We start from the raw sequence: 13,347 nt of genomic DNA, 5'->3' as shown, positions 1-13,347 counted from the left end.
AGGTTGCGGTGGTCTGTAGTTGATCCCATTCGTTTTATGCTAAGATGTGAATGTGTTTTTTTATGTCAGGCCATCAAGAAAAATAAGGAGTTTCCCATCATGTACGATTACTTGATTGTCGGCGCGGGTTTGTTCGGCGCCGTCTTCGCTTATGAAGCGGGAAGAAGAGGCAAAACCTGCCTCGTCATCGATAAAAGAGACCATATCGGCGGAAATGTTTACACGGAAGAAATCGAAGGGATCCAGGTTCACAAATACGGAGCCCATATTTTTCATACGAACAGTCAAACGATTTGGGATTATGTGAACCGGTTCGCGGAATTCAACCGCTATACCAATTCCCCGATCGCCAATTACAAAGGGGAAATCTACAATCTTCCCTTTAACATGAATACCTTCAATAAGCTGTGGGGAGTGGCCAGCCCGAAAGAGGCGCGGCAAAAAATCGAAGAGCAGCGCTTGGCCGCGGGGATTACGGAGCCTCAAAACCTGGAGGAGCAAGCCATCTCTCTGGTCGGTACGGATATCTACGAAAAGCTGATCAAGGGCTATACGGAGAAACAGTGGGGAAGATCCGCAAGGGAACTGCCTTCTTTTATTATCAAGCGCCTTCCCGTCCGGTTCACGTATGACAATAACTACTTTAACGATCGCTATCAAGGCATTCCGGTCGGAGGTTACCGGGCCATTATCGAGAAGATGCTAGCGGGGGCGGATATCGAGCTGAATGTCGATTTCTTTGCGGCCAGGGACGAGCTGATGCAGCGGGCCAAAAAGGTCGTTTATACGGGCATGATCGATCAGTACTATAATTACCGGTATGGCGTTCTCGAATACCGCAGCCTGCACTTTGAAACGAAGGTGCTGGACGAATCCAACTTCCAGGGAAATGCGGTGGTCAACTACACGGACCGGGAGACGCCTTATACCCGGATTATCGAGCATAAACATTTTGAGTTCGGCACGCAGGACAAGACGGTGATTACGGAGGAATATCCGAAGGAATGGAAGCCCGGGGACGAGCCTTATTATCCGATCAACAACGAGAAGAACAATGAGATCTACCAGAAGTATAAAGCGTTGGCCGACGCGGAGCGGGACGTTATTTTCGGCGGACGGCTGGCCACTTACAAGTACTATGACATGCACCAGGTCATCGGGGCCGCTTTGACGGCGGTGGAGCGGGAGTTTGAGGAGAAGTAAAGGGGTTTTGCGGTGAAAAGCAGGATCTCCTCCGGTGTTTGCGGGCGGGATCTTGCTTTTTTATAATCGGTAAAAGGGAGAAGCGCCCCGACCGTATGTGCAACAGAACAGACATACCTCACACTATTTGTGAATTAGTTCACAATAATTGTGTTAAACCTTTGGTATAGTGAATTACGGTGAAGCCGAGAGGTTCGTACTTTCGCTCACCGTTATATTTACATATCTCAGTGGAGGGGTTCAACATGAACAGGAAAGCACCAGCAGCACTTCTTCTCATCCTCTCGCTCATGCTCGTCATCGCGGGTTGCGGCGCCGGGAACCAGAATCAGAAAGAAGGCCAAAACCAAAACAGCGCGCCAAAGGAAACCGCCGCACAGGAAACCCAGAAGGCCGAGGCCGTTTCGGGCGCGTCCGAGAAATCGTACACCCCGCTCGATCAGCTTAAAGATAGCTACGATATCATCATCGTCGGGGCGGGCGGAGCTGGCATGTCGGCCGCGCTGGAGGCTAAAGCCAGCGGCATGAACCCGGTGATTTTCGAGAAAATGCCGGTTGCGGGCGGGAACACGACAAAGTCTTCGTCAGGCATGAACGCATCCCAAACCAAGTTTCAAAAAGAGCAGGGCATCGAGGACAGCAATGATCTGTTTTACGAAGAGACGTTAAAAGGCGGTCACGGCACCAATGACAAGGAAATGCTCCGCTTCTTCGTGGATCATTCCGCCGAAGCGATCGATTGGCTGGATTCCATCGGCATCCGCTTGAACAATCTTACGATTACGGGCGGCATGAACGAGAAACGCACGCACCGTCCGGAAGACGGGTCCGCGGTAGGCCAATACCTCGTCAACGGCTTGGTCAAAAATGTGCAGGAGCAAGGCATTCCGCTCTTCGTGAATGCCGACGTCAAGGAGATTACGCAGCAGGACGGCAAAGCGAACGGCGTGAAAGTGGTTTTGAACCAAACGGAAGAGAAGACCATTGCGGCCAAAGCGGTCGTGGTGACGACCGGCGGGTTCGGCGCCAACATGGACATGATTAGCGAAGTCAGACCCGATCTGAAAGGATACGTCACGACGAACCAAATCGGCAGCACCGGGGACGGCATTCGAATGATCGAACAACTCGGCGGAATCACGGTCGATATGGATCAAATCCAGGTTCACCCGACGGTTCAGCAAGAGAAGTCCTATCTCATCGGGGAAGCCGTGCGCGGGGAGGGAGCGATCCTCGTGTCCGCCGAAGGCAAACGCTTCGCCAACGAGCTGGATACCCGCGATAAAGTGACCGCCGCCATCAATGCGCTTCCGGAGAAATCGGCCTACCTGGTGTTTGATTCCGGCGTTAAATCCCGCGCCAAAGCGATTGCGCAGTACGAAAAAATGGGCTTTGTCATTCAGGGGGATACGGTGGAAGCCTTGGCCAAGGCCATGAATGTTCCGGCCGATGCGCTTCAAAAAACGCTCGATACGTGGAACGCCGCCGTGAAGAATAAAAAAGACGCGGAATTCGGCAGAACGACCGGGATGGACAACGATTTGTCCGGAGCCCCTTATTATGCGATCAAAATCGCTCCCGGGATTCACTACACGATGGGCGGCGTCAAAATCAACACGAACACGGAAGTGTTGAATAAAGAAGGCAAAGCGATCCCCGGCCTTTTCGCCGCGGGTGAAGTGACCGGCGGCCTGCACGGCCAAAACCGGATCGGCGGCAACTCCGTAGCCGAAATCATCATCTTCGGCCGCCAAGCCGGGATTAAGTCGGCGGAGTTTGTGAAGGGACAGTAAGAAACGGGTCGCCTCCCCTCACTCAACAAACAACAAACGCTTGGGCTCATAGGAGTCCAAGCGTTTGTTCGTTTTAGTGCCGGCGCAAAAACGGAATGCTTATGCATCAAGGCAAGCCTACGCCTCGGGAACTAACGTATAGAGTGTACCACTCATCACGGCTTAATCCGATGTTCTCGGCTTCCGCACACGCCCGAATTCGGGAAGGGTGGGTTGTCCCGATGACCGGCTGGATGGCGGCGGGGTGTTTCATCAGCCAGGCAAGCACGATCGCTTCCGGCGAAGTTCGCTTCTCTTCCGCCAGCCGTTTCACCAGCAAAGCCGTTTTCTTTACATTTTCGTCGGCATTCTCCAGACTGGCTCCTGAGTATAAGCCTTTGGCCAATGACCCCCAAGCTTGAAGCTGAATGTTCTCCATCTGGCAATATTCGAGTGTGCCCTCGGGAAAAATATTGCTACGCGCCGCGTCTTGATTTACATGGATGCCGGTTTCAAGCCAACCGATTTTGTGCAAGCTCAATTCCAATTGGTTGACCACCAGTTTTTCGCTGCAATGGGCTTGCAGTAAACGAATTTGCCCGGCGCCCATATTGGAAACGCCAAAATAGCGGACTTTTCCCGACGCTTTTAGCTGATGAAAGGCTTCCCCTACTTCCCGCGCGTCCATGAGCGCATCCGGTCGATGCAAGAGCAGAATATCCAGGTAATCAACGCCCAGTCTGGAAAGAATCCCGTCCACACTCTCCAAAATGTAGGCCTTGGAAAAATCATAACGTGCCGGAATGCCGCCCGCTTCATCCGGAAAGCGAATCCCTAATTTGGACTGAATGATCATTTTTTCTCTTAACTCCGGCTTTTCCTGCAACACCTGACCAAAGACGGTCTCGGCTTTTCCGAACGCGTAAATATCCGCATGATCGAACATATGGATTCCGCTGGCCAAAGCCGTCTCTACCGCTTCATGCGCCTGTTTTACATGTTCGGTTAGAATGGGATCCCTGCTCCAGCCTCCGCCAAGCCCCATACATCCAAAAATAAGCCGGCTTGCGTTCAATCCGTGATGATGAATAGGCAATACTGTCATCTTTAGCACATCCTCTGTTATACAAAATATTGTTTCATAGCTCCATGTTCATCCGTGTAATCGATCACCGACTGATTCGTTTTAAGATCAACGAACAAGGTGCAGCGCGTTTCATCCTTTTGCCAGGAAAGCCGGATTTCATCCGCCGCGGAGTCAAGCACTTGAAATTCCCCGTTAAACGCCTCATATTCATTGCGGAACCGGATCAGCTTCAACAATCTCTGAACCGCCGCTTTTTCCAAAGCCTGTTCGATTTCCCCAAGGGTAAAGTTGTGGCGGTTAATTTCCCGACCTTCCCCGGTTTTTTTCACATTTTCCAGATCGTTTTCCCCGGCCAGCAGCCCGACATAGTAGACCTGGGGTACGCCCGGCGTAAAGAACTGCAGCGCCCGGGCAGCCAGATAGGCATCGTCATCGCCATTCAGAACGGAATAATACGAACAACGGATTTGATGAACATCAAAACCATCCTCGGCTTTATGCTCGTCCGATAAAATCAGACTGAGATTCGCCCCTCTTTCCAAGCAGGTGTCGACTAATTTTCTCGCCTCTCGGGTATCCAGCAAATCGTCCAAATCCGGCTTGACCGGAATGCCGTCATGGCAGTCCAGCATCGTAAACTGTTTATGCGGCCGAGTCTTCAAGTATTGCTTCAGCGGTTCGCCGGTTTTATCGATTAACGCCTCCAGTATGCGATAAGGCAAAATGAAATCGTAGATCCAATAGCCGTGTTCCGCCAGCTTATACTGGATGGAGTAATGAGCGTGTACTTCCGGAAGCAATTCAATGTCCAGGGAATCGGCAAGCTCCTTGATCCAATCGAGAAATTCGTAGATTTCCGGCTCCACGAAGAAGCAGCTCGTCCCCAACTTTTTAATGACATAACCGACAGCGTCGAGACGCACAATTTTTACATGATGCCTTTTAAAATGCATAAAGAAGTCGGTAAACAACTGCTTGACCTTCGGCGAGTTGATATCCAAATCGATTTGTTCGGAAGGATCGGTTTTTCCAAATGTCGTCCACACCTTTTCTTCCCGGCCGGTTTCTTCGATGGTAAACGTGGAATACGGCAGCCGTCTGCGCAAGAACATTTTTTCAATATCCGCTTGGACCGGTTCCCCGTCTCGCCAAATCTTATCCAGCGTAATAAAATAATCAGCGTACTCGGATTTCCGGCCTTTTTGGAGAAAATCCTGAAAATACTCCGACTGCCGCGAAATATGATTCACCATCAAATCGACCAATACGTCAGACTTCTCGCCAATCGCTTTCACATCGTCCCAGGTACCGAAATTCGGATCGATTTCCAGATACGTAAGCGGAGCAAACCCCCGGTCTCCCGAAGAAGGAAACGGCGGAAGGATATGAATCCCGCCTTTAAAAATATCCGAAAAATACGTGGAGAGAACGCGGTTGAGCGTCTTTAAATCACCTCCCAACGAATCCGGATACGTGATCAGCTGCACTTGGTTTTGGACTGTCACTTGTTTTCCTCCTATAATCCATACATGTTTTTAATAACTTCCAGCCTTGGCAAATCGACAATGGCGCCGGTATATTTCAACTTATAGGCGCTGACCGCAAACCCCAGGGCCAAGGCTTGTCTGATGGGATAACCTTTTATAGCCGCCGCGTAAAATCCCGACCAAAAAGCGTCTCCCGCGCCCGTCGTATCCGCCACCTCGGTAGCCAAGGTGTCGAAGCGGACGGTTTCCGTACCGTTGGAAACCACGGCGCCGTCTTTTCCCAAGGTTAGGATGACGAGTTTCGCGCCTAGCTTCAGAAACGTTTCCAGATAACGTTCTGGAGTTTGTTTTCCAAACAATCTTTCCGCATCGTCTTCGGACGGTTTTACAATATCCACCTTCCCGATGATCGACTTCACATATCGGACGCCATCCTCACCGTCTTCCCACAGCATCGGATGATAGTTCGGATCAAAACAGACCAATAAATTATTCATTTTGGCGGTGGCTATGATCTTTTCAATCGTGTCTCTCGCCGGTCTTCTGGATAGGGGCCAGCAGGAAAAATGTACGATTTTGGAGTTTTTCAAACCCTCTTCAAGCTCCGGGGTGTAAGACAGATGATAATCCGCGCCCCGGTAAAAAATAGGAATCGGTGTGGAGCGGCTTTTGGTTACGACAACCATGCTTGTGGAATAATCAGCCGCCCTTTGAACATATCCCGTATCGATTCCGGCGTTTTCTAATTCATGAATTAGATAAGAACCTAGCCCGTCTTCCCCCGTAGCCGAGGCAACAACCGCCCGTATCCCCAATTTCTTCGCGTTCATCGCGATATTGGAGGGCGACCCGCCAAAAAAACGATGATAAGTACCGCTTGTCGAATTATCATTATAATCCGCGGAGATCATATCGATCAGAATTTCTCCCGCCATGAACAGATCGTTTACGCTGTTTCTAAGCTCGATGCGATGATCAAAATTAAACATGCCAGTCCCCCCGGAATCCGATTACTTTGCCCATATTCTTGTTGAAGTTCTTACTTCTTGGTTCGGATTTTTAAGCGCCGTGTCCATCATCAAAGAAATATAAGTATCTTGCAGCGCTTCTTTTAAAGAATAAAAATCGGTCCCCGTGGCCAGGTATTCACCCATCCGATCCAGGCATGTGGACACGGCAATTTCATCATCGTTCAATCGGGCATTCGCAAACGGATTCCTGTACACGAACTCTTCGCCCAACATGATTCCGTTGTGGGACCATTCCTGATTATTGTATTTACCTAAGTCGATACGGTTTAATTCCTGAGTTACCGGCACGTTATCGGACGTGAGGTACCGAACGGTCAAGTCGTCGATCTCGCCTCTTACGCCTTGCACGGTCAGTTGGCGGGTACGGATAAACGAGTGGTATTGCGCCGGATCGGAAAAATCAAAAAACGCGACTTTCCCGTGGTCGAATTCCAAAGTCAAACGGTCCCTGGTACAGGAAAAAATCTTCCCGTCCAAGTCCATACCTTCACGTCCGTAGGTTTCCGTCACCTCGAAGGAAAACCTTTTCCCGTAGATCATGCAATTTTCAAATCCCGCGTCCAAAAACTTCCTGATGATGCTGACGCCGTGATATCCATGCAGGGACGATAGATTGATATTGCTGATTTCCCCGAGTTTACCGTCCCGGATCACTTTTAACCAAGCGGCATACAGCGGTTGTACGAAGTACTGTTCGGCGATCTGAATCCTAGCGTTATATTGATTGGCTTGTTCCCACAGTTCTTCCAAGGCCTCTACCGTTTCTCCCGGCGGGGTCTCGCACAAGACGGGGATTCTCTTTTTAAATATATCGATTAAATAATCGGTAACAATCCCTCTTTTGACGGATAACACCACAAAATCAGGCTCGCCCTTCATTAGCTCGTCCAGCGACTGGACGACGTTAACTCCAAACTTCCGCGCGAATGCTTCCCCTTTTTCCCGGCTGCGGATCAGCACCCCGGTTAATTCGAACCTCTCGGGAAGGGCCTTTGCGATCCGAATGTAAAATTCGGCTCTCCATCCTGAACCGATAAGACCAAATTTAATTTTACTCATCCTCATTCTCCCTTTGCTGTTTTATCCTTTGATTCCCCCGGAGGTTAAGCCGGCGATGATTTTCTGCTGGAAGATTAAAACCAACACGATAAGCGGAACCGTGACCACAATCGATGCCGCCGCCATGTCACCCCATGGCAGTTCATAATTGCTGGGAAACAACGCAATCCCCACCGGTACCGTGCGCATGCTGTCATCCGTCATGAAAGTCAAACTATAAATATACTCATTCCAGGAATTGATAAAAACCAACAGGCCTACCGAAAAGGTGGCGGGTTTAATGAGCGGCAGCATAATTCTGAAAAAAGTTTGCAGTCTGGAACAACCATCGATGGTCGCCGCTTCTTCGAACCCCTTCGGCAGTTGGCTGAAGAAGTTCGTTAATAACCAGATCGCCATTGGCAAGGCAAATGTGGTATAAGGGATAACTAGCCCGGCATAAGTATTTAGCAGATTCATATTTTTCAAGATTAAAAATAATGGGCTGACTGTGGAGATCGTCGGAAACATGGAAATCGTCAGGATCGACAGCAGGATGACTTTTTTTCCTTTAAAGCGCAGTCTCGCCAAAGCATAGGATGCCGATGCGCCGATTAAAATGCTTACAACCGTGGTGATCGTCGCAACAACCGCACTGTTCAATAAATACCTGGCAAACGGATGTTTCTGGAATACATTAAAATAGTAATCTACGTTCATTGTGCTGGGTATCCATTTGGCGGGAATAGCCGATATCTCCGCAAGCGGTTTGATTGACGTTAAAAATTGCCAGATATAGGGCAGCAAAATAAAGGCTAAAAACAATAAAACCAGCACATATAACAAGCTTGACTTAAACGTTCTCGATACCTTAAGATCCACCGTAACCTTCCCCCTTTCCGAATATATTTTAGGCAAGATTTTTGCCGATCGATTTCATATAAATTAAGCTAATGGCAAACACAACTAAGAAGATCAGAACGGACAGCGCCGAACCATAGCCGAAATTCAGGAACTTCATGAGGTGGGTGTAAGCATATAAAGATACGCTTTCCGAACCGTTTGCCCCGCCGGTCATGACGGAAACCAAATCGAATACCCTGAACGCGTCGATCGTTCTGAAAAGAAGAGCGACGAGCACGGTGCTCTTGACCATCGGTAAAGTAATTTTTACGAATGCCTGAAAAGAATTGGCGCCGTCGATTTTTGCCGATTCATACAAATCGCCGGGAATCATTTGCAGCCCCGCCAAGATAAGCAACGCCATAAACGGAGCCGTCTTCCAGACATCCGCTATCACCAGCGCCATAAATGTACCGCTTTCCGTGCTTAACCAAGCTCGGTAGCCATCGATCAGCCCGAGTCTGTAAAGCACATCATTAAACAAACCGTACTGGTCGTTATATATAAATTTCCACATCAGGGCCGATACGGTAGTCGGAATCGCCCATGGAATAAGAATCGCCGCTCTAACCAGCCCTCTGCCTTTAAACGTTTTGTTCATAATCATCGCCGCAGCAAAGCCGACGACTAATTCAAAAAAAACGGTCGCTATCGTAAATTTAAAGGTGAAAAAAATCGATGCTCCCGCTCTCCCATCCCGAAATATATCCGAATAATTTTTTAAACCGACGAATGGATATCCTGAGCCCGGATCTGTTAACACCATTTCATGCAGACTTAACCAAAATGTCCTTAAAATCGGATAAACCGCAATGACCAATAAAATAATTAGCGCAGGGAACATCATCAGCCAGGCATCTCTAGTTTCCTTTCTTTGCTGTAAACTCTTCATTCCCTCATTAACTCCTTCTGATGACATGGGCTGCGGAACATCCGGTGCCATCCCGCAGCCCATGCAGGTTTAATTTCTTTATTTGCTCAATGCTTCAAGATCGCTTTGAATGTTGTCCAATGCCGTTTTTATATCGATATGATCCGACAATGCCGCATGGATGTTAGTTTGAATCGAATCGGAAACTCTGGAATATTGAGGAGACATCGGTCTTGCCTTCCCATTCATAATAATGTTATAGAAATCCGCGTAGAATGGATTCGCTTTCAAAACTTCGGGATCTTGATAAACCGCTTTCAATACCGGTGGTTGGGCAGCGATCAAATTCATCTTCTTCTGTACGCTTTCGCTGGACAGATATTTGATAAAGTCGACGGCGGCTTCTTTATGTTCATCATCAATGTACTTATTGATCACCAGATTCAGACCGCCCAAAGTGGAATGCCCCTCTGTACCCTTAGGACCAACCGGTAAAGCGGCAACGCCCACTTTATCCTTGACTTTGGAACCTTCCTTGTTGGCTTGGCTCCAGAATCCGGACCAATCCCGGATAAACAGCGCTTTGCCGTCCAGGAATACCTGTTCGCTTTCCGGCTCCGTATAAGTCGTTACCCCTTCGGGAGCATACTTTTTGACCATATCAAGCATGATTTGGGTCGCTTCGATATTATTCTCCGAATTGACAACCGGTTTGCCTGATGCGTCCAGGACCTCTCCGCCGTTGTTGGCTATATATTCAACCCAGTTGCATACCAACGCTTCGGACAGCGCCGCTTGAAAAACCCCTGTGTATTGAATATCGTTCTTGCCCTGCACTTTGCTTTGCAGATCCATCCAACCTTGATACGTAGTAGGCGGTTCTACCCCCAATTGATCGAGTACGTCTTTACGGTAAAAGAGAGCGCTTGCATTTGTAAACCACGGAAAAGCGACAAGCTTGTCGTTGTACGTCGCCGTTTCAATCGTACCCGGCAAATATTTATCCTGCGTTGCCTGATCAAAATACGGGGTTAGATCGGTTAACCACTCGGCAGCCGCAAACTCCGCCACAAAGACCACGTCCAAAGCCATCACGTCCACGCTTTTATCGCCCGAGGCCAGCTTATTGACAAAATCATCGTGGACCACATTGGCGTCCTGCGGCAAGATTTTCGTTTTGACGACGTATTTATCTTGGCTTGCGTTATATTCATCAACAAGCGTTTGCGCCGGCTTTCCGATTCCTTGGTCAAATGAAAAAGTGATGGTCACCGGTTCCTTGGTGTTTGTTGATTCCGACTCCGACTCAGCCGAATTCCCACCGCAACCCGCCAATGAAAAAACGAGAGAAGCTGCAATCAACGGCATCCATATTTTTTTTCCTTTTAACAATGTCATGAAAAAACCCCCATTGAAGTAAAATTGTTAGTTTCCAACAAATAGAGCGCTTTCTTAAACGTTTAAAAAAATTAGCCCCCTTTAAATCATTGTTCAGGAAAACCTTTTCCCGTTAGACAAAAAAATCACCACACATTTTTACCTCTAATTCCCCCTTGTTTTAGTTAAAGTCTAGCTTTTTAATCCACATCAGGAAAACCTTTTCCTGATGTGGATATATTATACCCCGGATTTTTACTAAAAATCAATAGAAATTATCCATTATATTTTTCGCACACTAATTCTTCTAATGATTTTATGGGGAACAAATTGGGTTTTCGGTATGGCTTGCTGGTTATGATGAATCAGCTTGAACAGGGTCTTGATCGCTTTAAGGCCCTCATCAAAATAAGAAATCCGTACCGTTGTCAATTCGGGACTGAAGTATTTTCCGAACTCCAGGTCGTCAAACCCCATAATGGAAATATCGGCAGGGACCGAAACTTTTGCCGTTTTTAGAAATCGTATGGCCCCGATCGCCATCACATCGTTGCAGGCCATTACCGCGGTTGGCAGGGTACTATTTTCTTCATATATTTTTCTCATGCAATCGTACCCGGAATCGAAGGAAAAGTTCCCATGTTCGATATAAGAAGCCGGAACTTCAATGTTGTGTTCTTTTAGGGCCTGCCTATATCCCTTTAAACGTTTCTGTCCGGAGGAATAGTCGTTTTCCGGCCCGCCTATAAACGCTATTTTTTGATGTCCGTTTTCAATTAAAAAGGAAACCGCATCATACACGGCCTTCACATTGTCATGAGTGACCGTATGAATGATATCTTCACCTTCCGAAGCTTCTTGTGTCACCAATACGATAGGGTATCCTTGCCTTTTCATCTCTCCTACCAAAGCAGAATTAACATCAACTCCCGCAAACAAAACGCCATCTACTTTTTTATCGGCCAAAACGCCTAATAATTCAACCTCCTTTTCCTGCTGCCCCCCCGATTCACAAACCATTAAGGTATACCCTTTCTGTTGGCAAAAGCTGTTGATCCCCCTGGTCAATGCCCCGAATACCGGATTCGAAATGTCGGGAACGATAATCCCGATAATGTTTGTTTGATTCGTGATTAACCCTCTTGCCAAAGAATTAGGCTTGAAATTTCTTTTTTGAATCACATCATTGACTCTTTTTTTCAGCTCCGGACTGACCGCCTTGGAATTATTGATGACCCTTGAAACGGTCGCGACCGAAACCTGCGCCTCTTTGGCGATATCTTCAATCGTAACTGACATGACACCACTCCTAAAAACTCGCTTATCGTCTTGTCGCCCGGATAATTCCGAACGCCATCTAAACCTAATCTTGACAATATTTTAACATTAAATCAACTTTAATTCTCCCCCCCTTCAAAACCACTGCCGAATGATTCATTTGCGTTTCCCGCCGTCTCTTATATGATTTGCGGAACGCAGAGAAATCGTGCCTTGAAAAGTAAAAGAACCTCAAACGCCGGTTCAACTCAAACGTTTGGGGTTCTTTTATGTGATAGCTTAAAGCCTGCGCAGCTTAAACAATCTCAGAAAAATGATTATTACTTGGACTCCAAAGCCTCCACATCACTGCTGAACGCCTCGCTGTACTGTTTAAACGGACCGGTATCGAACTCATAGCTCGGATCCTCGGCTTTAGGCGGGTTCTCTTTCAGCTTGGCATACAGCGTGTCGATTTCGCCGGAAAGCTTGGTCCATACCTGTTTAACATCGTCATACTTGGCGTCCAGCCCTTGCACATAGGTGTCGTACTCCGCTTTTTTCTCCATGGCCTTGCCGAGACGCTCAATGACGAAGTCGATGTCCAACGTCTCCCCGGTGCTGCCTGTCCCGCTGTTCGCATACCAGCTTATGTTGACGAAACCTTCATTCCAGATATCGGAGGTAACAAAGTTCTGAATCTCGCCGAGTTTGGACTCCACGCTAGGCGGCTCCTCCGCGGTTGCGGCCCCTTCGGCCAGCGAAGTTTCAAGCGATTTCTGAATCGCTTCTTTCAGTTTTTCTTCATCGGTCTTTTCCTTACCCGCACATCCGGTAAATACCAGAGACATGGCCAAGACCAGACCGATCCATAGACTCCCTTTTGCCATTTTGAACACGTTTGACTACTCCCTCTCTGTTATATATTTCCTTAGTTATATCGGGTTTGGTTTCCAAATTTTGAAGATGCGCTGGCCAAATAACGCAAAAAAGCAGCTTTCCCAGCGGCCCCGCCATCCCTCTGGCCGCTCGTCGAAATAGCGGCCGTTTGGGGCGCTATTTCGGTCGAATTCCGCTCCGCGGGGGAAATAGCGGCCAAAAACGGCCTTATTTTGCGGCGGCGGGGCCCAAAAGCGGGTTTCTGCCCGCTTTTCGCAAAAATAAGGCCTCAAAAGACCGCTATTTCCTGGCGAATGGCCAAATTCGACAAAATAAGGCCGTTTTGGGCCCTTATCCCGAGGGCGACCAACCGCCCCCGCATTTTTCCCACCCCGCACCTCGCATTCCCACGCCACACATTCACATCCCACATCCCACATCC

General features: G+C 48.3%; 11 protein-coding genes. 2 read left to right on the top strand and 9 right to left on the bottom strand.

Going from position 1 to position 13,347, the window contains the following annotated elements:
• Positions 1 to 99: 99 nt before the first annotated feature.
• Complete coding sequence (gene glf / locus LBW89_RS07370) at positions 100 to 1,203, top strand: UDP-galactopyranose mutase (protein ID WP_148456576.1); 1,104 nt, start codon at positions 100 to 102, stop codon at positions 1,201 to 1,203.
• Between the two features lie 245 nt (positions 1,204 to 1,448).
• Positions 1,449 to 2,996, top strand: coding sequence for a flavocytochrome c (locus tag LBW89_RS07365; RefSeq protein WP_148456574.1), 1,548 nt, complete (start codon positions 1,449 to 1,451; stop codon positions 2,994 to 2,996).
• Positions 2,997 to 3,102: 106 nt separating this feature from the next.
• Here the strand turns inward: LBW89_RS07365 and LBW89_RS07360 are convergent, their stop codons facing one another.
• The 9 genes from LBW89_RS07360 to LBW89_RS07320 form a co-directional block, all read right to left on the bottom strand.
• On the bottom strand, positions 3,103 to 4,080 hold the full coding sequence (locus LBW89_RS07360) for an aldo/keto reductase (protein WP_148456572.1): 978 nt from the start codon (positions 4,078 to 4,080) through the stop codon (positions 3,103 to 3,105).
• A gap of 17 nt (positions 4,081 to 4,097) precedes the next feature.
• Complete coding sequence (gene gtfA / locus LBW89_RS07355) at positions 4,098 to 5,567, bottom strand: sucrose phosphorylase (protein WP_148456568.1); 1,470 nt, start codon at positions 5,565 to 5,567, stop codon at positions 4,098 to 4,100.
• A gap of 11 nt (positions 5,568 to 5,578) precedes the next feature.
• Positions 5,579 to 6,538, bottom strand: coding sequence for a carbohydrate kinase family protein (locus tag LBW89_RS07350; protein WP_148456565.1), 960 nt, complete (start codon positions 6,536 to 6,538; stop codon positions 5,579 to 5,581).
• A 21-nt stretch (positions 6,539 to 6,559) separates the two neighbouring features.
• Positions 6,560 to 7,639: a Gfo/Idh/MocA family protein gene (locus LBW89_RS07345; protein ID WP_225038871.1), complete on the bottom strand. Its 1,080-nt coding sequence runs from the start codon at positions 7,637 to 7,639 to the stop codon at positions 6,560 to 6,562.
• 21 nt (positions 7,640 to 7,660) lie between these two features.
• The gene (locus tag LBW89_RS07340; protein ID WP_213508147.1) at positions 7,661 to 8,500 is read right to left on the bottom strand and encodes a carbohydrate ABC transporter permease; all 840 of its coding nucleotides are present in this window, start codon (positions 8,498 to 8,500) and stop codon (positions 7,661 to 7,663) included.
• Positions 8,501 to 8,528: 28 nt separating this feature from the next.
• Positions 8,529 to 9,413, bottom strand: a complete 885-nt coding sequence (locus LBW89_RS07335) for a carbohydrate ABC transporter permease (protein WP_225038870.1) — start codon at positions 9,411 to 9,413, stop codon at positions 8,529 to 8,531.
• A 78-nt stretch (positions 9,414 to 9,491) separates the two neighbouring features.
• The gene (locus LBW89_RS07330; RefSeq protein WP_213508145.1) at positions 9,492 to 10,790 is read right to left on the bottom strand and encodes an ABC transporter substrate-binding protein; all 1,299 of its coding nucleotides are present in this window, start codon (positions 10,788 to 10,790) and stop codon (positions 9,492 to 9,494) included.
• Positions 10,791 to 11,051: 261 nt separating this feature from the next.
• Positions 11,052 to 12,068, bottom strand: a complete 1,017-nt coding sequence (locus LBW89_RS07325) for a LacI family DNA-binding transcriptional regulator (RefSeq protein WP_225038869.1) — start codon at positions 12,066 to 12,068, stop codon at positions 11,052 to 11,054.
• Positions 12,069 to 12,367: 299 nt separating this feature from the next.
• Positions 12,368 to 12,916, bottom strand: coding sequence for a hypothetical protein (locus tag LBW89_RS07320; protein WP_148457358.1), 549 nt, complete (start codon positions 12,914 to 12,916; stop codon positions 12,368 to 12,370).
• Positions 12,917 to 13,347 lie beyond the last annotated feature (431 nt).

Source organism: Paenibacillus sp. alder61 (assembly GCF_020179875.1).
Taxonomy (GTDB): Bacteria; Bacillota; Bacilli; order Paenibacillales; family Paenibacillaceae; genus Fontibacillus; species Fontibacillus faecis.
This window is presented reverse-complemented; position numbering and strand designations above follow the sequence as displayed.